This window comes from Shimia sp. W99, from assembly GCF_053851455.3.
Window position 1 is genome coordinate 3541482 of sequence record NZ_JBSQBU020000001.1, and the last position, 22366, is coordinate 3563847.

17 protein-coding genes and 1 tRNA gene are annotated in these 22366 nt (G+C 62.1%); 13 read left to right on the forward strand and 5 right to left on the reverse strand.

The window, feature by feature from the left end; translation table 11 throughout:
* Both ACS3QZ_RS17165 and ACS3QZ_RS17170 read left to right on the forward strand, forming a co-directional pair.
* Positions 1–1023 (forward strand): Ldh family oxidoreductase, encoded by a 1023-nt coding sequence (locus ACS3QZ_RS17165; protein WP_456038929.1) that lies wholly within the window; start codon positions 1–3, stop codon positions 1021–1023.
* Between the two features lie 90 nt (positions 1024–1113).
* A complete protein-coding gene (locus ACS3QZ_RS17170; RefSeq protein WP_456038930.1) occupies positions 1114–2649 on the forward strand; it encodes an alkaline phosphatase family protein in 1536 nt (511 codons plus the stop codon).
* An 11-nt stretch (positions 2650–2660) separates the two neighbouring features.
* Here the strand turns inward: ACS3QZ_RS17170 and ACS3QZ_RS17175 are convergent, their stop codons facing one another.
* The gene (locus tag ACS3QZ_RS17175; RefSeq protein ID WP_456038931.1) at positions 2661–3443 is read right to left on the reverse strand and encodes a DeoR/GlpR family DNA-binding transcription regulator; all 783 of its coding nucleotides are present in this window, start codon (positions 3441–3443) and stop codon (positions 2661–2663) included.
* A 598-nt stretch (positions 3444–4041) separates the two neighbouring features.
* Here ACS3QZ_RS17175 and ACS3QZ_RS17180 point away from each other — a divergent pair.
* From ACS3QZ_RS17180 to ACS3QZ_RS17200, 5 genes are all read left to right on the forward strand, one after another.
* Entirely contained in the window at positions 4042–6081 is a 2040-nt protein-coding gene (locus ACS3QZ_RS17180) for an ABC transporter substrate-binding protein (RefSeq protein WP_456038932.1), read from the forward strand.
* 169 nt (positions 6082–6250) lie between these two features.
* Positions 6251–7255 (forward strand): ABC transporter permease, encoded by a 1005-nt coding sequence (locus ACS3QZ_RS17185; protein WP_456039359.1) that lies wholly within the window; start codon positions 6251–6253, stop codon positions 7253–7255.
* 3 nt (positions 7256–7258) lie between these two features.
* Positions 7259–8413, forward strand: coding sequence for an ABC transporter permease (locus tag ACS3QZ_RS17190; RefSeq protein WP_456038933.1), 1155 nt, complete (start codon positions 7259–7261; stop codon positions 8411–8413).
* Positions 8410–9408, forward strand: coding sequence for an ABC transporter ATP-binding protein (locus ACS3QZ_RS17195; RefSeq protein ID WP_456038934.1), 999 nt, complete (start codon positions 8410–8412; stop codon positions 9406–9408). The genes ACS3QZ_RS17190 and ACS3QZ_RS17195 overlap by 4 nt, the downstream gene beginning before the upstream one ends.
* Entirely contained in the window at positions 9405–10406 is a 1002-nt protein-coding gene (locus tag ACS3QZ_RS17200; RefSeq protein ID WP_456038935.1) for an ABC transporter ATP-binding protein, read from the forward strand. Before ACS3QZ_RS17195 ends, ACS3QZ_RS17200 begins: the two co-directional genes overlap by 4 nt.
* A 4-nt stretch (positions 10407–10410) precedes the next feature.
* On the opposite strand, the gene ACS3QZ_RS17205 is transcribed toward ACS3QZ_RS17200, so the two are convergent.
* Complete coding sequence (locus ACS3QZ_RS17205) at positions 10411–11691, reverse strand: flavin-dependent oxidoreductase (RefSeq protein WP_456038936.1); 1281 nt, start codon at positions 11689–11691, stop codon at positions 10411–10413.
* Positions 11692–11825: 134 nt separating this feature from the next.
* On the opposite strand from ACS3QZ_RS17205, the gene modA reads away from it, so the two are divergent.
* From modA to ACS3QZ_RS17225, 4 genes are all read left to right on the forward strand, one after another.
* Positions 11826–12614, forward strand: coding sequence for a molybdate ABC transporter substrate-binding protein (gene modA, locus ACS3QZ_RS17210; protein ID WP_456038937.1), 789 nt, complete (start codon positions 11826–11828; stop codon positions 12612–12614).
* Positions 12611–13306, forward strand: coding sequence for a molybdate ABC transporter permease subunit (gene modB / locus ACS3QZ_RS17215; protein WP_456038938.1), 696 nt, complete (start codon positions 12611–12613; stop codon positions 13304–13306). Before modA ends, modB begins: the two co-directional genes overlap by 4 nt.
* Complete coding sequence (modC, locus tag ACS3QZ_RS17220; RefSeq protein ID WP_456038939.1) at positions 13303–14388, forward strand: molybdenum ABC transporter ATP-binding protein; 1086 nt, start codon at positions 13303–13305, stop codon at positions 14386–14388. Before modB ends, modC begins: the two co-directional genes overlap by 4 nt.
* 231 nt (positions 14389–14619) lie before the next feature.
* Positions 14620–16965 carry a Tex family protein gene (locus tag ACS3QZ_RS17225; protein ID WP_456038940.1) on the forward strand — a complete coding sequence of 782 codons (2346 nt, stop codon included), beginning with the start codon at positions 14620–14622 and terminating at the stop codon, positions 16963–16965.
* A 61-nt stretch (positions 16966–17026) separates the two neighbouring features.
* On the opposite strand, the gene aroQ is transcribed toward ACS3QZ_RS17225, so the two are convergent.
* On the reverse strand, positions 17027–17464 hold the full coding sequence (gene aroQ / locus ACS3QZ_RS17230; protein WP_456038941.1) for a type II 3-dehydroquinate dehydratase: 438 nt from the start codon (positions 17462–17464) through the stop codon (positions 17027–17029).
* 68 nt (positions 17465–17532) lie between these two features.
* Positions 17533–17976 carry an Lrp/AsnC family transcriptional regulator gene (locus ACS3QZ_RS17235; RefSeq protein ID WP_456038942.1) on the reverse strand — a complete coding sequence of 148 codons (444 nt, stop codon included), beginning with the start codon at positions 17974–17976 and terminating at the stop codon, positions 17533–17535.
* Positions 17977–18102: 126 nt separating this feature from the next.
* Here ACS3QZ_RS17235 and ACS3QZ_RS17240 point away from each other — a divergent pair, with 126 nt between their 5' ends.
* Positions 18103–21510 (forward strand): indolepyruvate ferredoxin oxidoreductase family protein, encoded by a 3408-nt coding sequence (locus ACS3QZ_RS17240; protein WP_456038943.1) that lies wholly within the window; start codon positions 18103–18105, stop codon positions 21508–21510.
* 50 nt (positions 21511–21560) lie between these two features.
* Complete coding sequence (locus ACS3QZ_RS17245; protein WP_456038944.1) at positions 21561–22046, forward strand: RidA family protein; 486 nt, start codon at positions 21561–21563, stop codon at positions 22044–22046.
* 52 nt (positions 22047–22098) lie between these two features.
* Here ACS3QZ_RS17245 and ACS3QZ_RS17250 read toward each other — a convergent pair.
* Positions 22099–22175: transfer RNA gene (locus ACS3QZ_RS17250), tRNA-Met, on the reverse strand.
* Positions 22176–22366 lie beyond the last annotated feature (191 nt).

The following is a 22366-nucleotide window of genomic DNA, read 5'->3' on the forward strand; positions in this document are numbered from 1 at the left end:
ATGATCGAGACACGAACCCTGACGCTTGCTGAAATCGAAGACCTGTCGCTGCGCGCGCTGGTGGCCGCGGGTACATCCGAGGAAAACGCCCGCCCGCTGGCGGTTGCGACCGCAGCGACCGAGGCCGATGGTGTTGCCAGTCACGGTCTCGCATATATCCCGATCTATTGCGAGCATGTGCAATGCGGCAAGGTGGATGGGCAGGCGATCCCGGTTGTCACGCAGCCCCGGCCCGGCGTGGTGACGGTGGATGCCGCGACCGGGTTTGCCCACGCGGCGATTGACGCGGGCTTTGACCGGCTGATTCCGCTGGCGCGGGAACAGGGCATCGCGGCTTTGGCGATCCATAACAGCTATAATTGCGGCGTGCTGGGGTATCACACCTATCGGCTGGCACAGGCAGGATTGTTGGGGATCGGGTTTACCAACGCCCCGGCGTCGATTGCGCCTTCGGGCGGGGCGCGACCCGTCGTGGGGACGAACCCGTTTTCGATTGCGGCCCCCGGAGCGGATGGCGAACCAGCGGTTCTGATCGATCAATCCGCCAGCACGATCGCCAAGTCCGAAGTGATGAAATATGCGCGCGAAGGCAAACCGATCCCGGTTGGATGGGCGCTGGATGCGGGCGGCAATCCCACGACCGACCCCGAGGTCGGGCTCAAAGGGTCGATGGCACCGTCCGGCGGCTACAAGGGCGTGGGCGTTGCCCTGCTGACCGAGATCATGGCGGCGGCCATGACGGGGGCGACGCTGGGCATTCACGCTTCGCCTTTCTCGGGGACGGCAGGTGGGCCGCCGCGCACGGGGCAGATGTTTCTGGCGATTGATCCCGGGGCCACTTCAAGTGGCGGATTTGCCGATCGCATGCGCGACCTGGTCGGGGCGATCCGTGATCAGGAGGGGGCGCATCTTCCGGGAGACGGGCGGCGCAACAAACGGGTTGCGGCGCGCGAAGATGGGGTTGCCGTCAACACCGCCACCCTTGCGCGGATCGAGGCTGTTCTGCAGGCGTCCAGAGAATAGTTTCGGCACGTCGCGGCACAGGCTGATTCCAGTGGACCGAGAGGGCGGGCTTTCCTAGAACTTCAGGAAAGACATTTGGGGAGACGCCGGATGAGTGCCCAGAAAAACGTGCTGTTCATTACCATCGACCAGCTGCGCGCCGATTGCGTGGCCGGAGCCCTGGCGGATCATGTGGACCTGCCCAACCTGCGGGCGCTGATGCAGGATGCGGTGAGTTTCGATCGCCACTACACGGTCACAAGCCCCTGCGGCCCGGCGCGGGTTTCGCTTTTGACCGGGCAATACGCGATGAACCACCGGTCGGTGCGCAACGGCACGCCCTTGCGACATGACACGGCCAACCTTGCCACGGAAATCCGCAAGGCGGGATATCTGCCGATGGTCTTCGGCTATACCGATACGGCGGCGGACCCGCGGATTCACGACCCCAAGGACCCGGCAGTGCAGACTTATGAATACCCGATGAACGGATTTCACGAGATGCTGGAAATGCGCATGGAAATGTCTTTCCCGTGGCGCGCCCACCTGATCCACAAGGGCTATGAGTTTGGCGGGTACGAAAACGTCTACAAACCCGTCAGCCCGGAGGGGCGGGAGGCGCGGATCGGTGATCCCGCGTTTTACCGGGCCGAGGACAGCGACACAGCGTTCCTGACGGACCGGTTCATCGACACGATCGCGGGATATCACACGGAAAACTGGTTTGCGCATCTGACCTATATCCGCCCACATTGGCCCCTGATCGCGCCGGAACCCTATAATCGGATGTATGATCCAAAGGCGCTGCCGATGCCAACCCGTGCGGCGACGCCGGAAGAGGCGGCGGCACTGCATCCGTTCATGGGGCCGGCACAGCTTAAGGAAACACCGGCAACGCCGTTCTTTGGCTTTCCCGGTTTCGAGGTGAATGACGCGGTCACGCAGGGGGCGCGGGCGGTCTATCTCGGGCTGGCGACCGAGGTGGACCACCATACCGGACGGGTCGTGAAATACCTCAAGGAGAGCGGGCAATACGAGTCGACGCTGTTGATCGTGACGGCAGATCATGGCGAGTTGCTGGGGGATCATCACGCCTGGGGCAAGATGTCGGTCTTTGACGCGGCCTATCGTATTCCATTGATCGTGCGGCTACCGGAAAATGCGGCGCAGGCCGGGGCGCGGATTGATGCGCCGACCGAGTCCATCGACATCGTTCCGACCATCCTCGACTGGATCGGGCAGGCCATTCCGAACTCGGTCGACGGGCGGTCTTTGCTGCCCCTGCTGCGCGGTTCGGTGCCGTCGGATTGGCGCGACTATTCATTCTCGGAGTTCGATTTCGCGGACCTGAAGAAGCCGACGGTCTGGCAGCAGGCGCTTGGCACGGGGGCCAGCGAATCCTGTCTGGGCATATTGCGCGATGGGCGGTTCACGCTGGTCGAATTCGCCTGTGACCTTCCGCCGATCCTGTTTGACCATGCGCAAAATGGCGAATTCGAGAACGTCGCGGATAACCCGGATTATGCTTCCGACATGTTGCGTCTGACACGCATGATGCTGCGCCATCGGATGCGCAACATGGACCACACGCTGTCTCTGGACCAGATCACCAGCAACGGCCCGATCCGGCAGGCGCGCCACGGCTAAAGCGGGCGCGCTCAGGGGGCGATGATGGCCTCGACCTCCCACAGGGCAAACTGGGTCGTGAAGGCCGGGGCCAGCGGCTGGTCAGTCACGACAAGGTCGACACTGTCGGTCGGGAAGGCGACGATGGGCGCGCGGCTTCCGAACTTGGCGCTGTCACAGGCGACGATGGTGCGCTGCGCCCGCGCCGCCACTGCGCGGGCAAGGTCGGCTTCTGAAGAAACAGTCAGCAGGAACCCGGTATTCAGGTCGACCCCGTCGATGGAAAAAACGGCTGTGTCGATGCTGAATTGAGTCACGAATTCGATGGCGCCTTTTCCGACGGTGCCCCCGATATCGGGCAGCAACTCGCCACCGGCAAAGAACACGCGATGCGCGCCTTGTGACGCAAGCGCATTGGCGGCGTGCAGCCCGTTGGTGATGATCGTCAGGTCCTTGTGCGCCGCAAGCGCCTCGGCCACAAAGGCGGTGGTGCTGCCCACGTCGAGAAAGACCGAGGATCCGGAGGGGATCTGGCGGGCAACTGCACGGGCGATGGCGAGCTTTTCCGCGGTGCGTGTTTCGAGGCGCAGGCCGACAGGGCTGAGGGCCTCGGTATTGGAAAGGTAGACGCCGCCATGCACGCGCTCCACACGGCCCGCCTTGGCAAGTGCCTTGACCGTGCGGCGCACGGTTTCCTCGCTGACATTCAGCATTTCGGCCAGCCGCGCGGTGCGCGCCGACCCCCCCTCGGAACGCAATGTGTCGAGCAGTTCCACTTCCCGGTGGGTCGCGTGAGGTTCTTTTATGTCAGACATCGCCGCCGCCTCCTGCGCGCAGTTTAGGCAAAGCGGGGAATCAATGTCCATCAGCACTCCCTCAGGAGTGGCACCTGAAAATCCGCCACTCTGGAACAAGAGCTTGGGCGAAGCCCGCCAAAGTGACGCTGGCACTGGAGGCTGTAAGGGGCCTGTTTCGCAAGGGGTTCGGGGCGCGGTTGCGGACAACGGGCGGGTTTCGATGTGCGTATCACGGCGGCAAGTTTCGGAAAAACAAGCACATAGGTCAGAGGGGTGCGACAAAATGCTTGATCAGTTTTTGGAAACCGGGTTTGCTGGGTCCAGCTAAAACCAAGGGGGTAAACACCAGAAATTTGTGGGGGTGATCGTTCGGTGCCCGGGTTTCGTTCGGCTTGGTTTTGAGGCTGTGCGATGTGGCGCCAAAGTGGAACGATCCTCGTGGCTGAAAGAAAACGGTTACATGCATGTCATAGGACACATGGTGGAAACGCCCGCATGACAGGACCAGGCACGCCACGCCACCTTGCTGGCTCGTCGAGCATAATCCGGCGCATAACATTGCGTTCTAGAATAAGGCGGATCCAACTGCCGAAACTGATAACCAACTGGAGGTCATATGAAACGTCTACTTCTATCCGGTGCAGCCATCGCATTGATGCCTGTCGCCGCCATGGCGAGTTGCCCGGCTATCACGGTCGCGGACATGCAGGGCGTCGCGCCCGGCGCCAACCCACAACAATACGATGTCTCGGAATTTGAAGCCGCCGCAGGCTGCAAGATGGAATTTTCCGGCAACCCGGATGCAGCGGCGCTGAACGCGCGCATCCAGGGCAACGGCGATCTGCCGCCGCTGGCCGAGCGTCTGCCCGAAGAGCCGCTGGTCATGGTGCCCTATGCCTCGGTCGGGAAATACGGTGGCACGCTGGATGTGCTGTCGAACGCGCCAGAGGCCGGGACCTCGGACTTCCTGTCGGTGCGCCATGTGAACCTCGCCCGGTTCTCGGATGATTTGCAGACCATCGTGCCGAACATCGCCAAGTCGTTCACCTGGAACGACGATTTCACGCAGCTGACCTTTAAACTGCGCAAGGGTCACAAGTGGTCGGACGGTGCGCCGTTCACCTCGGCGGACGTGAAGTTCTGGTATGACAACCTGATGATGGACACGAACATCTTCTCCGAGCCCAAGGACTATGCCCTTGTTGGTGGAGAACGGATGACGGTGGACACGCCGGATGATGTGACCGTGATCTTCAACCTGCCCGCACCCAAGCCGGGCCTGACGGCGCACTTTGCCAACTCGTTTGCGCAGGGCTTCCAGCCCAAGCATTTCCTTGGCCAGTTCCACCCGGATATCGACCCGAACGCGGATGCAAACGCGCAAGCGCTTGGATTCGAAAACGGCTACGATGCAATCAAGGCCTATTACGGCAACTCGGACTGGACCGACACGCCAAGCCCGATGCTCTCGATCCCGGATCGTGTGTCCGGTCTTCCCAAGGCCGCCGTACCGACGCTTGAGAGCCATTTCGTCGTGACCGAGACGCCCGAGGGCCGTCATCTGGTCGCCAACCCGTATTTCCACCAAGTGGATACGGCAGGCAACCAGCTGCCCTATATCTCGGAGCAGGATGAAGTTTATATCAACGACAACGAGGTGCGTATCCTGAAGCTGGTGAACGGCGAGGTCGACTACAAGTCGCAGTCGCTGCAGCTTGCTTCGGCGCCGATCCTGCTGGAAAATCAGGAAAGCGGGAACTACTCGATCTACCTGCGCCCCGAGATCACAATGGGTGTTTTCGGCTTCAACGTCACGCATCCGGACGCAGGTAAACGCGCGGCCTTTGCCGATATCCGCTTCCGTGAAGCGATGTCTCTGGCGATCAACCGCGACGAGCTGAACGAAGTCGGCTTCTTCGGGCTGGGAACGCCGCAGCAATATGTCGGCTTCTCGCCGCTGCCGGAATTCGCGGATGCGAATCTCAAGGGCTACATGGCGAATTTCGACCCTGCCGGCGCAAATGAGCGTCTGGACGCGATGGGTATGAAAGATACCGATGGCGACGGGTTCCGCGAATTGCCCAACGGTGACAAGCTTGTTCTCAACCTGAACTTCTCGACGCAGGGCATCGCGGGTCAGACCGTGGAACTGGTCGCGCAGTACTGGGCCGAAGTTGGCGTTCAGTCGGTCGTCAAGGAAGTGACCCCGGACGAATATCGCTCGGCACAGTCCTCGAACCAGCTTGACGTTGCCATGTGGCGCAAGGGTCAGCCGTTGGCCATCGTGCTCGGCAACAACGAGCTTTGGGTGCCGCCGTATGAGAACTACTTCGGCGTGCGCAACGCGATGCTGTGGGCCGAACATATCTCTTCGGGTGGCAGCGCAGGTGAAAAGCCGGCGGACTGGGCGATGGCGATGATCGACGACATCAACACGCTGCAATCTGCGCCGCAGGGTTCGGATGCGTTCAACGACGCGGGTGCGCGCATGGTCGACGTGATGACCAAGCAACTGATGTTCATCGGGACGGTGAACGCGCCTGCGCCGATCTACCAGTCGAACCGTGTTCAGAACTTTGTCGAGTTCAAGACGCATTCGTATGAGTACTACCGGACCTATCCGTACCGCGCCACGCAGTGGTGGCTGGACGAATAAGCCGCAACAAACTGGACCTACCGTTCCAGCGCGGGCCGGTCACTCTTGAGCGATCTGGCCCGTGCCAAAACGGGACCAACAAAAGATCGGGGGCGCGACATGACGCCCCCGACACCAACAGAGAAACCCGATGCGCCCACAAGAGGCCACGGGATATGGGACCGAACTTATGTTGCAATTCGGACGCTTTGTTCTGACACGGGCATTGATGGCGCTGCTCACGCTGATCATCGTGTCGCTGGTCGTGTTTTCACTCATGGAGCTGGTGCCCGGTGATTGCGCCGAACGCTATCTTGCTTTCAAGAACACCCAAGGGTCGGGCATTTCGGTGGCCGATATCGAGGTGGAACGCCAGCGGCTTGGGCTGGACAAACCGTTCCTGACCCGCTGGACGATCTGGATCACCAACGCCTTTCAGGGTGAATTCGGGGATAGCTGTATCCTTCGAGTGAACATTGCCAACCTTCTGGGCCAGAAGTTCTGGTTCTCGCTTGGCATCTGTCTTGCCTCGCTGGTTCTGGCCTATGCGATTGCCATTCCGGTGGGCATCATCGCGGCGGCGTCGAACAATGCCACGCTGAACAACATGCTGAAATTCATCAGCTATTTTGGCCTTGCCATGCCGAATTTCCTGCTGGCGCTGATGATCATGCTGATATCAACCGTCTGGTTCGGGGAAACGTTAACCGGGCTGTTTTCCAAGGAATACCGGGATGCGGCGTGGAGTTGGGCCAAGTTTGTCGATCTGCTCAAACATGCCTGGCTTCCAATCTTCATCCTCGGGTGGTCGGCCACGGCCTTTGCGCTTCAGACCGTTCGGGCTCTGATGTCGGACGAGATCGGCAAGCTCTATGTGACGGCCGCATCGGCGCGGGGCGTGTTCGGGCGCAAGCTTTTGTGGAACTATCCGGCGCGTCATGCTCTGGGGCCGATCGTCAATTCGCTCGGGTTCGACCTCAACCGGATCTTCAACGAACTGCCCATTGTCGCACTGATCCTGACGCTGACCGAGGCAGGGGCGTTGCTGATCGACGCGCTGGCGCGGTCGAACGATCAGCAGCTTGCAGGGGCGATCATCTTTTTGCTGACCGCGTCCATCGTGACGCTCAACTTCCTGACTGACGTGATGCTGGCGGTGCTTGATCCGCGCGTCCGCAAGAGCATCCTGAGGTAAGCCATGACCAGCCAAACACAGACTGAAGGGCCGTTGTCGGCAGAGGATCAGAAAGCCAAGGAAGCCTATTTCACCGCCTCGCAGCGGCAGCTGATCTGGGCGCGCTTCAAGAAGCAGCGAACGGCGATGGTGGCGGCTTTCGTTCTTATCGCCCTGATCCTTGCCGGGCTGTTTGCGCCGTTCCTGTCGCCCTATGACCCGACGATTGCCGGGCGGGACAAGGACTATACCAACGGCGCGCCGCAGCTCATGCAGTTCTGCGACAAGAACGGATGTTCTATCCGTCCCTTCATTCACGCGGTGGAACGTGAGCGGTCCATGGCGACCAATTTCCGCTGGGTGACAACGGTCAACGAAGACAAGCGGCTTTACGTGCAGTGGTTCGTGACAGGGGACCGTTACAAGCTTTTTGGATTCATCCCCGGCAACCTGCATCTGTTCGGTGTCGAAGGGGGCAAGATCCACCTGTTCGGCACGGATGAGGACGGGCAGGACATATTCTCGCGCACCCTGCACGCGGTCTGGACCTCGTTACAGGTGGGGTCCATCGGTGTGTTCATCGCCTTTGTGCTGGCCCTGATCATAGGAGGGGTGGCCGGCTATTACGGTGGCGCGATTGACGGGTTCATCCAGATGATCACGGATGCGGTGCGGGTTGTGCCTGCGATCCCGCTTTTCATGGCCGTAGCGGCATTCATGCCTCCCGAGACCAGTGCCGAGGCCAGGTTCTTTTACATATCCCTGATCCTTGGCTTCATCGGCTGGCCCACGCTGGCGCGACGGGTGCGCACGCACCTTCTGACCGAGCGCAATCAGGAATACGTGCTGGCGGCCCAGCTCTGCGGTGCCTCGTCCAGCCACGTGATCCGCCGCCACCTGCTGCCCAGTTTCACCAGCTATATCATCGTCGACCTTGTGATTTCCTTCCCCTACATGGTGCTGAGCGAAACCGCGCTGTCCTTTATCGGTCTGGGTCTCAAAGACCCGGTCAGTTCGCTTGGCGTGATGCTGCAAAAGGCGACCAGTGCCGACGTGATGTTGAACTATCAGTGGTATTTCATCCCGGTGATCTTTTTCATCGTGCTTGTGATGGCCTTCGTGTTTGTGGGCGATGGCCTGCGCGATGCCGCTGACCCCTATTCGGATTCCCATAAATGAGCAGCCTGATCGATGTTGAAAACCTGACGCTGCAGTTCAAGACCGATGAGGGTCTGATTACGGCTGTCGATAATGTGAGTTTCTCGCTCAAGAAGGGCGAGGTGATGGGGCTGGTGGGTGAGTCCGGGTCGGGCAAGTCGGTCACGGCCAAGGCGTTGATGCATCTCAATGCACGCAACGCGGTTTACAGCCCCGAAAGCAGGATCACGCTGCATCTGGATGACCGGGAGGTCGACGTGCTGTCGCTGCGCAAACCGTCGGAATTGCAGGTTGTGCGGGGTGGGGCGATCTCGATGATCTTCCAGGAGCCGATGGCCAGTTTTGCCCCGGCGATCACCATCGGCAAACAGATGGTCGAACAGCTGATGTTGCACGGGGACATGTCCAAGGCCAAGGCCAAGGAAATCTCGGTCGAGATGCTGGACCGGGTCGGGATATCGGATGCGCATAAGCGGTTCGATCAATACGCGTTCGAATTGTCGGGCGGGATGCGCCAGCGGGCGATGATCGCCATGGCGCTGTCGACCCAGCCCAAGCTTCTGATTGCGGACGAGCCGACGACCGCACTTGACGTGACCATCCAGGCGCAGGTGATCGACCTGATGAAGGATCTCGTGAACGAGTTCCACATGGGCATCATTTTCATCACGCACGACCTTGGCGTTGTGGCCCAGACCGCCGACAAGGTGTCGGTTATGTATCTGGGGGAGCTGATCGAGGAAGGCCCGGTGCGCGAAGTGATCCGCACCCCGGCGCACCCATATACACAAGGGCTTTTGTCGGCTTTGCCCAAGCTTGACGATCTCGACGCGCCACTGACACCGGTGCCGGGCGACATCCCGTCACCGCTGGAGCGGCCAAGTGGTTGCGTATTCCATACCCGCTGTTCTCAGGTGGTGGGCGAGCCGTGTATGAAGGCGTTGCCCCAACGCTATGATCTCGATGGGAACCATTCCGTGTCCTGTCACATCTATCCCAAGGGAGCGCGCGCATGAGTGGCGATATCCTGATCCGTGCCGAGGGGCTGTCCGTGGGGTTCCAGATCGGCAAGGGCATGTTCAACAAGCAGATCCTGAAGGCGGTCGACGGGGTGACTGTCGAGATCGAGAAGGGATCGTTCTTTGGGCTTGTGGGCGAGTCCGGGTCCGGCAAGACAACGCTGGGCCGGGCGCTTTTGAAGGCGGTGCCGATCACCGGTGGGCATGCCCGTTATGACGATGGAGAGGTGCAGTATGATCTGGCCGAACTTGGGGGGACAGAGCTCAAAGATTACCGCAAGCGGGCACAGCTGATTTTTCAGGATCCCTATGCCGCGCTCAGCCCGCGCATGACCGTACGCGACATCATCGCCGAACCGCTGGAGGTCATGGGGCTGACCTCCTCGCGGGCGGAAACGGATGAAAAGGTGCGGGAAATCGCGGCCAAGTGTCGATTGAATCTCGAACACCTGCGCCGCTTTCCGCATGCGTTTTCCGGGGGGCAGCGGCAACGTATCTCGATCGCGCGGGCATTGGTGAGCGATCCGAAGTTCGTAGTGGCAGATGAAAGTGTGGCGGCGCTTGACGTGTCGATCCAGGCGGATGTTCTCAACCTTTTGAAAGAGTTGCAGCGCGACTTGGGGCTGACCTTCATGTTCATCAGCCACGATTTGTCGGTTGTAGCGCATACCTGTGACCATGTCGCGGTGATGTACCTCGGGCGGTTGGTGGAGACCGCGCCGACACGCACCTTGTTCAATGCGCCCAAGCATCCCTATACCAAGGCGCTGTTTTCCGCGATCCCGTCCCTTGATCCTGATGACAGGGGCAAGACGCAGAAGCTCGAGGGCGAGATTCCGTCTCCGACGAACCAGCCGTCGGGCTGCAAGTTTCACACCCGCTGCCCTCATGCGGTGGATCGCTGCAAAGTCGAGGAGCCGACCTTGCAGCATGCTGAGGCGGATGGGCACGAGGTGGCCTGTCACCGCTGGCAGGAGTTGTTCGAACCCGCGTGACAGGTCAGGCCCTGGCCCCCGTCGGAATGATCGGCGGGGCCGCGTTCAGCGTGTCGATGGCAAAGCCTGCGGCTGCCTTGTACCCGGCCATGAAGTCGGCCCGTTCCTGCGCGGGGATCACGTCGTCGATGTTTTCGAACGCGCCGCCACAGCGGTCTTCCACGAGGTTCAGAAGCCCAAACGGCCCGGCGCCGCGATTGCGCAGGATGAGGTCCGACACCGGGCCGCAGAGCTTGGCATCATAAGCGGCCAGCGCGTCAGCCGTCACGCCATGTTCCAGCATCGCGGCGCCAAGGGTGCGGGCGTCGATCACAGCCTGACTCGCCCCGTTGGACCCGGTGGGATACATGGCGTGGGCCGCATCCCCGATCAGGGCTACAGCGCCATCGCGCCAGGTGGGGATGGGATCGCGGTCGATCATCGGGTTTTCAAAGGCGATGTCTGCGCCGCGGATCATCGCGGGTACATCGAGCCAGTCATAGGTGAAGTCCTTGAAGTGATGCACGAATTCGTCGATCTCGACCTGCCGGAACCAGCCGCTTTTCTGCCAGTCCTCGGTATTGTCGACCGTGACTTCGGCAATCCAGTTGACCTCGGCCTCGCCCGTCTCGGGATCGGGTGCAGAGATCGGGTAGATCACCATGCGGTGACGATGCGTGCCGAGTCCGACAAAGGAGGAGCCGGTGCGGATCGGCTTGCAACGCGTGGTGCCACGCCACATCAGCGCGCCGCCCCAATGGATCGGGGGCTGGTCGGGATGCATCTGCGCGCGGATTGCAGAATGGATACCGTCGGCCCCGATGAGCAGCGAACCGGTCTCATACCGTGTGGTGCCGTTGGCCTGTTCGATCACGGCTGTCGCTGTCCCGTCGGCGTTATTTTCGTACCCCGTGACACGCGCACCAAGCTGGACCGCGTCCTGCCCGGCGCGGGCGACGAAGGCGTCATGGAGCATCATGTGAAAGGTGCCGCGATGCACGGCGTATTGCGGCCAGTTATAGCCAGCCTCTTCGCCACGCGGTTCAGCGTAGATGTCATTTCCGTTGAGCCCGACGAGTGCCCATTCCTTGGCCGAAACACCAACCTTATCAAGGTCTTCGCGCGAGAACCCCATATCGTACAACTCGCGTACGGCGTTGGGTTGAAGGTTGATGCCCACGCCAAGCGGGCGCAGTTCATCAACCGCTTCGAACACGATGCAGGGCACGCCGATCTGGTGCAAGGTCAGGGCGACGCTCAGGCCGCCGATGCCGCCTCCGGCGATCAAGACAGGGCGTTGGGTCATGTGCGTTCCTCCTCGACTTCTGGCAGTAGTCTTAGCAAGTCTCGCGTCCGGCTCAAGCGGGAAGGCGCGTGTTGCGACAACGGGGGTTATTCGGTATCCCTTTGAAATCGAATGTGTTCCACACCGGGAGAATAATGGTCAGGCGCCGTGGATTGATAAGCCTTGTGGCTGTTCTGACCCTGTTTCTGGGGGGCTTGGCGCCAGTTGCCATGGCGGGTGAGGTGACGGTTTTTGCCGCTGCCAGCCTCAAGAATGCGCTGGACGAGATCGCCGAGACCTATGAGGCCGATACTGGGCATCGGGTGGTGGTGGCGCTGGCAGGCTCATCCGCCCTGGCGCGCCAGATCGCGTTTGGCGCGCCTGCAGACGTGTACCTGTCGGCCAATGCGATGTGGATGGATTACCTTGAAAACAAGGGGTTGGTGCTATCGGAGAGCCGGGTTGATCTCTTGGAAAACCAACTTGTGCTGATCGCGCCGAAAGGGGCGGAGCCTGTGGCGCGCCCGGTGATTGGCGAGGATGTGCGCTTGCTTTTGGGCGATGGGCGGCTGGCGATGGCCCTGGTCGACGCGGTGCCTGCCGGGCAGTATGGCAAGGCTGCATTGAGCGCGCTTGGCGTCTGGGACGAAGTTTCGCCACAGGTTGCACAGGCCGACAACGTGCGCGCCGCTTTGGCGCTGGTTGCCTTGGGGGAGGCGCCGTTGGGTATTGTCTATGAAACCGATGCGCGCGCCAGTGAAGATGTTGTAATTGTTGGCGCTTTTCGACCTGAGCTGGTGCCTGAAATCATCTATCCGGCTGCGGTTGTGGCGGGGCGGGGGGGCGGTCTCGGAGCAGATTTTCTGCAATACATGCAAGGCGATACGGCGCGTGCAGCGTTTGAAAGGCAAGGGTTCCGAATGCGGTCGGAGGGCGGGTCATGACCGACTGGTTGGGGCCTGAGGAATGGGCGGCGGTGGCGTTGTCGCTCAAGGTGGCGTGCTGGGCCACGCTGGGGGCGTTGGGGCCGGGGATTTTCGTGGCCTATGCGCTGGCGCGGTGGTCCTTTCCGGGCAAGCAGTTGGTCAATGGACTGGTGCACCTGCCGTTAATCCTGCCCCCTGTCGCGACCGGCTATCTGCTGTTGATGGCCTTCGGAACACAGAGCGGATTTGGAAGCTTTCTCAAGGAGTTGGGCATCGTTTTTGCGTTCCGATGGACCGGGGCGGCCTTGGCGGCGGCGGTGATGGCCTTTCCTCTTTTGGTACGGGCGGTCCGGCTGTCGATCGAGGCGGTGGACCCGAAGTTGGAACAGGCGGCCTCGACCCTTGGCGCGTCGCGGATGTGGGTGTTCCTGACCGTGACCATCCCCTTGATTTTACCGGGAATTCTGGCGGGCACGGTGCTGGCTTTCGCCAAGGCGATGGGCGAGTTCGGGGCGACGATCACCTTTGTGTCCAACATCCCCGGCCAGACCAGAACCCTGCCCTCGGCGATCTACAGTTTCCTGCAGGTGCCGGGGGGCGAAACGGCGGCGTTGCGCCTCGTGATGGTGTCTGTCTTTGTGGCCATGGCCGCGCTGTTGCTGAGCGAGTTCATTGGGCGCTACCTCGCGCGTAGGGTGGGTGGCGTATGAGCCTTTTCGTCAATATAAAACAAAGAGTTGAAGGTTTCGATCTGGATGTTGAATTCGAGGCCCCAAACGGGGCGACAGTGCTGTTTGGCGCCTCGGGTTCTGGCAAGACAACCCTGATCAACGCGGTGGCCGGGCTGTCGCGTGGGAGCGTGGGGCGCGTGGCGGTCGATGACTGGGTTTTGCAGGACAGCGCGGCGGGCATCTGGTTGCCGCCCCACAAGCGTCGGCTGGGCTATGTGTTTCAGGAGGGGCGGCTGTTTCCGCATATGAGTGTGAAGCAAAATCTGCTGTATGGTCAGAGGTTTGCACCAAAAGGCGGCGCCGTTTCCGAGCTGGACAAGGTGGTTGATATGCTGGGGATCGAGCCGCTTTTGGGGCGGCGTCCGGGGATGCTTTCGGGGGGCGAAAAACAGCGGGTGGCGATTGGGCGGGCATTGTTGGCGCGGCCCCGGTTGATCCTGGCAGATGAACCGCTTGCGGCGCTGGACGAGGCGCGTAAGGCCGAGATTATGCCCTATTTCGAGAGGCTTAGGGATGAGGCAGATGTGCCGATCCTCTATGTGAGTCATTCCATGGGCGAAGTGGCGCGGCTGGCGACGACGGTTGTGGCGTTGGAACAGGGCCGGGTGAGCCGGGTTGGTCCTGCCGCCGAAGTGCTGGGTGATCCGGCGTTCACACCGGCCGGGGTGCGGGCCGTGGGCGCGGTGCTTGAGGCGCGGGTTGTGGCGCATCACGAGGATGGGTTGAGCGAGCTGGACGCAGGCGGCAACCCATTGTTTTTGCCAAGGATTTCGCAAGGAGTTGGCACGTTGATGCGGGTGCGGATCGCGGCGCATGACGTGATCCTGAGCCGCGACGAACCCAAGGGGTTGTCGGCGCTCAACATGATGGCTGGCGAGATTGACGCGGTGCGCGCGGGCGATGGGCCGGGGGCGATTGTCTCGGTCAAGACAAATGCCGGGCCGGTGCTGGCGCGGGTGACGCGGCGGTCTGCCGATGCCTTGGGATTGGTCCCCGGGGTGAAGTGTTACGCAGTGGTTAAGACCGTGTCGATTGCGCCCGAGGATGTTGGCGGGCGCTGAGGTGCGCGAATCGGGGGTAAGGCGTTGGGTTAATGTCGAAAAACCCTTTCGGTATTGCATCGGTATCACGTCGGTATCGCGTCGGTATTTTGTCTGGAAATCGTCCGGTTCACAGGGCGGACGGGGGGAAAGCGATTTCTTAATCGCTTTGCAAGGCGTTTCGAAACGCCTTGGCCCCGCCCGGTCTCAAGGCTAAACAGAGCCTCCCCGAGTCAGGCAGGAGGCAGAGCCTTGGACACCAGTGCGCGTATTTCACGGACCATCGCAACCGAGATCGGAGCCCGGCCCGAACAGGTGGGGGCCGCCGTCAAACTGCTCGACGAGGGGGCGACGGTGCCTTTCGTGGCGCGTTACCGCAAAGAGGTGACGGGCGGGCTGGATGACACGCAGTTGCGGACGCTGTCTGATCGTCTGGTGTACCTGCGCGAATTGGAGGCGCGGCGCGAGACCGTGGCGGCGTCGATCACCGAGCAGGGCAAGATGAGTGATGAACTTGCCAAGGCGATTGCCGGGGCCGAGACCAAGGCCGCGCTGGAAGATATTTACCTGCCCTACAAACCCAAGCGCCGCACCAAGGCGATGATTGCCCGCGAAAACGGGTTAGAGCCGTTGGCCGAGGCGATCCTGGCGGATCGGAACGCTGACCCGGAGCTGCTTGCCAAGGGGTATCTGGGCGAGGCGGTCGCGGATGAAAAGGCGGCGCTGGACGGGGCGCGGGATATCATTGCCGAGGGGCTGTGCGAGAATGCAGACCTGTTGGGGCAGTTGCGCAGCTTTTTGCAGAAAGAGGCGATTGTCACGGCGCGGGTCATTCCGGGGCAGGAACAGGCGGGGGCCAAGTTCTCGGATTATTTCGAGCATTCCGAACCCTGGGCCAAGGTGCCGAGCCACCGCGCGCTGGCGATGATGCGGGCCAGCAAAGAAGGCGTGATCTCGATGGATATCGGGCCTGACCCCGAAGGCGGCAAGGAGCGCGCCGAGAGCATGGTGGCGGCGCAGTTGGAAACACGCGGCGACGGGCCGGGGGATCAGTGGCTGCGCAAGGTGGCGGGGTGGAGCTGGCGGGTGAAGCTTTCGCTCACGATGACCGTGGAGTTGATGGGTGAGCTGCGGGCGCGGGCGCAGGAAGAGGCGATTGCCGTCTTTGCGCGTAATTTGAAGGATTTGCTCTTGGCGGCCCCGGCGGGGGCCAAGGCGACGCTGGGGTTGGATCCGGGCATTCGGACCGGCTGTAAGGTGGCGGTGGTGGATGCCACGGGCAAACTTTTGGACACGGCGACGATCTATCCGTTCCAGCCCAAGAATGATGTGCGCGGGGCCGAGGCGGTGCTGTTGGGGTTGATTGCCAAGCATGGCGTGGAGCTGATCGCGATTGGCAATGGCACGGCGAGCCGCGAGAGTGAGCGGTTGGTCGGGGATGTGTTGAAGCTGTTGCCGAAGAGTGTGAAGGCGCCGACCAAGGTGGTTGTGAGCGAGGCCGGGGCCAGCGTGTATTCGGCGAGCGAGCTGGCGGCGCGGGAGTTTCCGGGGCTGGACGTGTCCTTGCGCGGGGCGGTGTCGATTGCGCGGCGCTTGCAGGATCCGCTGGCCGAATTGGTGAAGATCGAACCCAAGTCGATTGGCGTGGGCCAGTATCAGCATGACGTGGACCAGTTCCGTCTTGGCAAGTCGCTGGAGGCGGTGGTCGAAGATGCGGTGAACGCGGTTGGCGTGGACCTCAACATGGCGTCGGCACCGCTCTTGGCGCATGTGTCGGGGCTTGGGCCGGGATTGGCCGAGGCGATCGTGGCGCATCGGGATGCCAATGGGGCGTTTGCCTCGCGCAAGGAGCTTTTGAAGGTGGCGCGGCTGGGGCCGGTGGCGTTTGAGCAATGCGCCGGGTTTTTGCGGATCAGGGACGGTGCAGAACCGCTGGATGCGAGCGCGGTGCACCCCGAGGCCTATGACGTGGCGCGGCGGATCGTTGCGGCCTGTGGGCGCGATGTGCGGTCTCTGATGGGGGATGAAGGCGCTTTGAAGAGGGTGCGGGCGGAGGAGTTCGTCAGTGACCGCTTTGGTCTGCCGACGGTGCGGGATATTTTGTCCGAGTTGGAGAAGCCGGGGCGCGATCCGCGTCCGACCTTCAAGACGGCGGCCTTTGCCGATGGGGTCGAGGAGATCACCGACCTCAAGCCGGGGATGATGCTGGAGGGGACGGTCACGAACGTGGCGGCCTTTGGCGCGTTTGTGGATATCGGGGTGCATCAGGACGGGCTGGTGCATGTGAGCCAATTGGCGGATCGGTTCGTGAAAGACCCGCATGAGGTGGTCAAGGCAGGGGATGTCGTGAAGGTGCGCGTGACCGAGGTGGACGTGGCCCGCAAGCGGATTGGTCTGAGCATGAAGAAGGACGGCGGCGCCTCGGCGCGCGAGGCGCGCAACGAGCGCGGCGGACCGCAGGGGCGCGGTGGTCCTGGCGGTGGTTCTGGTCGGGGGCCGCGTGGGGGTGGCGGCAAGCCGCAGCCGCGCGGACAAGGTCGGGACAGCGGCAATGGCGCGCTGGGCGCGGCGTTGCTGGATGCGATGAAGAAGCGGTAGGGGTGCGGACTCAAGGCCGCAGGCCGACCCGCCCCCCGGGGCGGCGTTCGCGCGGGATTGCTTATCCCAGCAGGGTTGCCATGCGGCGCAGGGCGAGTTCGTAGCCCTCAACGCCGAAGCCCGCGATCACGCCGTTGGCGCGCAGCGAGACATAGGAATGGTGCCGGAAGCTTTCACGCTGATGCACGTTGGAGATGTGCACTTCGAGCACAGGGCCTTTGAAGGTGTTGAGCGCATCGAGGATGGCCACGGAAGTATGGGTGAAGGCGGCGGGGTTGATGATGATGCCGTCCGAATCTTCGCGGGCCGCGTGAATCCAGTCGATCAGCTGGCCTTCGTGGTTGGACTGTAACAGCGTCGTGTCGATCCCGAGATCCTTGCCTAGGGTCGCGCAGTTTTTGGCGACATCCTCGAGCGTGTCCGAGCCGTAGATTTCGGGTTCGCGTTTGCCGAGCAGGTTGAGGTTCGGGCCGTTCAGGATGGTGACTTTGCGGGTCATGGGAAGTTTCTCGCTTGGTTTCATACGCAGTACCCGGCGCGGAGCCCCGGATCAAGTCCGGGGCGGGGTCAGCGGGATTTCAGGTCGCGCAATATGACGTTGGTCTGGGCCGAGCGCACGGCGGGCAGGGTGAAAAGCACGTCTTCGAGAAAGCGGTTATAGGCGTCGATATCGGTGCAGCGGATGCGCAGGTGATAATCCGCAGCCCCGGTGGTGGCAAAGCAATCGCGCACCTCGGGGCGGTTTGGGATGACTTCGATAAAGTGTTTGAGTGCCGGTTTGTCGTGTCGGGTCAGCTGGACATGCACGATGGCGTGAAAGCCAAGGCCCAGCTTTTCAGGGCGCAGGCGCGCGCCGTAGCCGTCGATCAGCCCGGCCTCTTCGAACGCCTTGACCCGGCGCCAGCAGGCCGAGGTGGACATGCCGACCTGTTCGGCCAGTTCCGCGTTGGACAGGCGGCTGTCGCGTTCGAGAAGAGCGAGGAGGCGGCGGTCCTTGGTATCAAGTTGCATGAATTTTCATTTCAGAATGGCTGTGTTTTTCGAGCTGATTTTTCGCATTCTACGGTTATGGCGTGGAAATGGGAACCGTTTTTCCGGAGTTTTGTGTCATACTCTTCGTTCCAGAGGAGACGCGCTATGACCCATTCTGCCCATGATTTTCAAAGCTATGCCCTGTCTGATCGTTATGACCGCGAAACGGGGCGGGTGTTCCTGACCGGGACGCAGGCGCTCGTGCGGGTGATGTTTGACCAGGCGCGGCGCGACCGGGCGGCGGGGCTCAATACCGGCGGGTTCGTGTCGGGGTATCGCGGCTCGCCGCTTGGGGCGCTGGATCTTGAGTTCTGGCGTGAGAAAAAGCGGGCGGAAGCGGAGCGGATCACCTTCATGCCGGCGGTGAACGAGGATCTGGGCGCGACGGCGGTTCTGGGGGCGCAGCAGGCGGTGCTGGACCCGGATTGTGAATATGATGGCCTGTTTTCGATGTGGTACGGCAAGGGGCCGGGGGTCGACCGGTCGGGGGATGCGCTCAAACACGGCAATGCCTATGGGTCGTCGCCCAAGGGCGGCGTTCTGGTCGTGGCCGGGGATGACCATGGCTGCGTGAGTTCGTCGATGCCCCATCAGTCGGACGTGGCCTTCATGTCGTGGTTCATGCCGACGCTGAACCCGGCGAGCGTCGAGGAATACCTCGCCTTTGGGGAATACGGCTTTGCGCTGTCACGGTTCTCGGGGACGTGGGTCGGGTTCAAGGCGATCTCGGAAACGGTGGAATCCGGGAGGTCGGTGGAATTGCAACCCGACCGGCAGTTCGTGACGCCCGAGTTCGACATGCCGCCGGGGGGCTTGCACGTGCGCCCCAGCGACCTGCCCAGCCCGGAAATCGAAACCCGGATCGGGCACAAGCTTGAGGCGGTGGAAGCCTTTGTCGAGGCGAACCCGATCGACCGGCGCATCTATGATATCGAGGACGCGACCTATGGCTTTGTGACCACCGGTAAGGGGCATCTGGACCTGATGGAGGCGCTGCGCCTTCTGGGGCTTGATGAGGCCGCCTGTCGGCGGTTGGGGATCGACATCTACAAGGTGGGCATGGTCTGGCCGCTGGCGCGACGCGATGCGCTGGCCTTTGTGACCGGCAAGCGCGAGGTGCTGGTGGTCGAGGAAAAGCGGGGCATCATCGAGAGCCAGTTCAAGGAGTATTTCTATGACTGGCCCGGCGCGAAGCCCGAGCGGATGGTGGGCAAACATCGCGCGGTGGGCGATCCGTTGTTGCCGTGGACGGGCGAGTTGAGCCCGCTGATGCTGGTGCCGGTGGTGGCTGAGCGGCTGGCGCGGTTCTTCCCGGTAGAAGGTCTGGAAGAAAAGGCGCGGGCGCTGGTGGCGGAAAAGCCGCCTGTGCTGAACGTGCCGGGGGCGACGCGGACGCCGTATTTCTGTTCCGGGTGTCCTCATAACACCTCGACCAAGGTGCCCGAGGGCAGCCGCGCGATGAGCGGGATCGGCTGTCACGTGATGGCAAGCTGGATGGGGCGCAACACCGGCGGTTATGCCCAGATGGGGGGCGAGGGCGTACCCGTGGCCGTGGCGCAGAAGTTCAACGGCGGGCGTCACGTATTCCAGAACCTTGGGGAAGGGACGTGGTATCATTCGGGATCGTTGGCGATCCGGCAGGCCGTCGCGGTGGGGGCGAATATCACCTACAAGGTGCTGTTCAATGATGCGGTGGCAATGACCGGCGGGCAGCCGGTGGATGGCCCGGTTTCGGTGCAAGGGATTGCTTGGAACGCGCGCGCCGAAGGGGTGACGCGGATCGCGCTGGTGAGCGACAATATCGGCAAGTTCAGCCACGGGGATTTCCCGCCCGGCACCACGTTCCGGGATCGCAGTGCGCTTGATGAAGTACAGCGGGAGTTGCGTGAAATCAAGGGTGTGACGCTTTTGATCTATGAGCAGACCTGTGCCACGGAGAAGCGGCGGCGGCGCAAGCGGGGCACGATGGAAGACCCCGATACCTTTGCCTTTATCAATGAGCTGGTTTGCGAGGGATGCGGCGATTGTTCGGTCGAGAGCAACTGTCTGAGCGTGGAGCCGGTGGAGACCGAGTTTGGCCGTAAACGGAAAATCAACCTGTCCACCTGTAACAAGGACTTCTCTTGTGTGAACGGGTTCTGTCCCAGCTTTGTGACCGTGACCGGGGCGAAGCGGCGCAAACGGGACGGCGCGGACATAGACCTGGCCGGGTTGATGGCCGGGTTGCCCACACCTCGGGTGCCATCACTCGCGGAACCATTTGACCTGTTGGTCACGGGTGTGGGCGGCACCGGCGTTGTGACGGTGGGCGCGCTGATCACCATGGCGGCGCATCTGGAAGGGTCGGGGGCAAGCGTGCTCGACTTTACCGGCTTTGCGCAGAAGTTCGGCACGGTGCTGAGCTATATCCGGCTGGGGACCAGCCCGGAGGCGCTTTATCAGGTGCGCACAGAGGCGGGCGCGGCGGATGCGGTGATTGGCTGTGACGTGGTGGTGTCCTCGGCGCCCAAGGCGAGCGTGCATTACCGCAAAGGGTCGCGCGTGGTGCTCAATACGGCGGCGATGCCGACCGGGGACCTGGTGCTGAACCGGGACGCGGATTTGAAGATCGGGCTGCGTGAGCGGGTGATCCGCGATGCGGTTGGCGCCGAGAACCTGTCGGCGCTGGATGCCAATGCGCTGGCGGAACGGCTGATGGGGGATTCGGTTTTTGCCAATGTCATGATGCTGGGCTTTGCGTGGCAGAAGGGGCTGGTGCCGGTCAGTGAGGGCGCGTTGAAACAGGCGATCCTGCTCAATGGCGTGGCCGTGGAAAAGAACGCGCGGGCCTTTGATCTGGGGCGGGTGCTGGCGCATGACAGTTCGGCCTTTGCCGTCGAGGAGAGCCCAAAGCCGCAGGGGCTTGATGAGGTGATTGCCCGGCGGGTGGCGTTCCTGAGCGATTATCAGGATGGGGCTTATGCAGAGCGGTTCCGTGACCAGATCGAGGCGGTGCGGGGCGTGTTGCCAGAGGCGCTGGCGATCGAGGCGGCGAAATCGCTGTTCCGGCTGATGGCCTACAAGGACGAGTACGAAGTTGCCCGGCTGCATGTGGAGACCGGGTTTGACGACGTGTTGCGGCGCGAATTCGAGGGTGACTTCAAGGTGAATTACCACATGGCGCCGCCGATCCTGCCCTTGGGCAAGGATGGGCGCGGGCGGCCCAAGAAGATGCGGATGGGCCCGTGGATGCGCCCGGTGCTCAAGCGGTTGGCCAAGATGCGGGGACTGCGTGGCGGTGCGTTCGACCCGTTCCGCTTCAGCGCGGACCGCAAGCTCGACCGGGAATTGCTCGCTTGGTTCGAAGGCGTGCTTGCACAGGTGGCAGCCGGGTATGACGCGGCGCGGGAAGAGGCGGTGGCGTCCCTTGTGAAGGCACCGCAGGAGATCCGGGGCTATGGGCCGGTGCGCGAAGCGGCGGCCGAGAAGGTGCGCGCGCAATGTGATGCGCATCTGCTGGCGATGCGGGGTTGATCCGTTGATCCGTCGCGGGCAGTCTTGCCTTGAATGCGAGGAGATTGCCCATGTCCGACATCGAGAAACGCATGCAGGCGCTGGGCTTGACTTTGCCTGCGGCGACCCGTCTGCCCGAGGGCCTGCATCTGCCGTTCAGCCTTGTGAACGCGCGCGGCAACCGGGTGCTGATTTCGGGGCATCCGAAATCGAATGCCGATGGAAAAATTGGCGGGCCGTTCGGGCAGCTCGGCGCGGAGCTGACGACGCAGGAAGGTTATGACGCGGCGCGCGAGATCGCGCTTTCGGTGCTGGCGAATGTGAAGGCCGAGATCGGGGATTTGTCGCGGATCACGGGCTGGACACGGGTCTTCGGGATGGTCAATTCCGCACCGGGGTTTTGTGAGCAGCACCTTGTCATCAACGGGTTCAGCGATCTGATCCTTGAGGTGTTCGGTCCGGATGTGGGGCGCCATGCGCGGTCTGCCATCGGGACGGCGGGATTGCCGATGAATTTCGCGATCGAGATCGAGGCGGAATTGGACATCGCGGACTAGGGCCGGAAAAGACGAAACCCAGATGCGTCGGCATCCGGGCTTCTGGAATTCTTGGTGGCGGTGCAGGGACTTGAACCCCGGACACGCGGATTATGATTCCGCTGCTCTAACCAACTGAGCTACACCGCCGTAAGTGGAGTGCGATTTAGGGGAGTCGGCGGGCCGGGTCAAGAGAGAAATCGCACCTTTCGGGCGGGTTTTGAACGGGTCCGGAAATTTCCCCTACCGGGCAGGGTCTGCTGCCGGAAACACAACGCAGGCGGTCTGCGAAACGGGCCACTTATCCACAGCGGCCGTCACGAAAGCTTCACCGACCTGTC

Bases quoted from the DNA above. Each gene is read 5' to 3' on its own strand.
- ACS3QZ_RS17185 (WP_456039359.1), top strand. From the start codon at position 6,251: ATGTTGCAATTCGGACGCTTTGTTCTGACACGGGCATTGATGGCGCTG.
- ACS3QZ_RS17200 (WP_456038935.1), top strand. From the start codon at position 9,405: ATGAGTGGCGATATCCTGATCCGTGCCGAGGGGCTGTCCGTGGGGTTC.
- ACS3QZ_RS17235 (WP_456038942.1), bottom strand. From the start codon at position 17,976: ATGCAACTTGATACCAAGGACCGCCGCCTCCTCGCTCTTCTCGAACGC.
- ACS3QZ_RS17190 (WP_456038933.1), top strand. From the start codon at position 7,259: ATGACCAGCCAAACACAGACTGAAGGGCCGTTGTCGGCAGAGGATCAG.
- modC (WP_456038939.1), top strand. From the start codon at position 13,303: ATGAGCCTTTTCGTCAATATAAAACAAAGAGTTGAAGGTTTCGATCTG.
- ACS3QZ_RS17195 (WP_456038934.1), top strand. From the start codon at position 8,410: ATGAGCAGCCTGATCGATGTTGAAAACCTGACGCTGCAGTTCAAGACC.
- modB (WP_456038938.1), top strand. From the start codon at position 12,611: ATGACCGACTGGTTGGGGCCTGAGGAATGGGCGGCGGTGGCGTTGTCG.
- ACS3QZ_RS17205 (WP_456038936.1), bottom strand. From the start codon at position 11,691: ATGACCCAACGCCCTGTCTTGATCGCCGGAGGCGGCATCGGCGGCCTG.
- ACS3QZ_RS17170 (WP_456038930.1), top strand. From the start codon at position 1,114: ATGAGTGCCCAGAAAAACGTGCTGTTCATTACCATCGACCAGCTGCGC.
- modA (WP_456038937.1), top strand. From the start codon at position 11,826: ATGGTCAGGCGCCGTGGATTGATAAGCCTTGTGGCTGTTCTGACCCTG.
- ACS3QZ_RS17245 (WP_456038944.1), top strand. From the start codon at position 21,561: ATGTCCGACATCGAGAAACGCATGCAGGCGCTGGGCTTGACTTTGCCT.
- ACS3QZ_RS17165 (WP_456038929.1), top strand. From the start codon at position 1: ATGATCGAGACACGAACCCTGACGCTTGCTGAAATCGAAGACCTGTCG.
- ACS3QZ_RS17180 (WP_456038932.1), top strand. From the start codon at position 4,042: ATGAAACGTCTACTTCTATCCGGTGCAGCCATCGCATTGATGCCTGTC.
- ACS3QZ_RS17240 (WP_456038943.1), top strand. From the start codon at position 18,103: ATGACCCATTCTGCCCATGATTTTCAAAGCTATGCCCTGTCTGATCGT.
- ACS3QZ_RS17175 (WP_456038931.1), bottom strand. From the start codon at position 3,443: ATGTCTGACATAAAAGAACCTCACGCGACCCACCGGGAAGTGGAACTG.
- aroQ (WP_456038941.1), bottom strand. From the start codon at position 17,464: ATGACCCGCAAAGTCACCATCCTGAACGGCCCGAACCTCAACCTGCTC.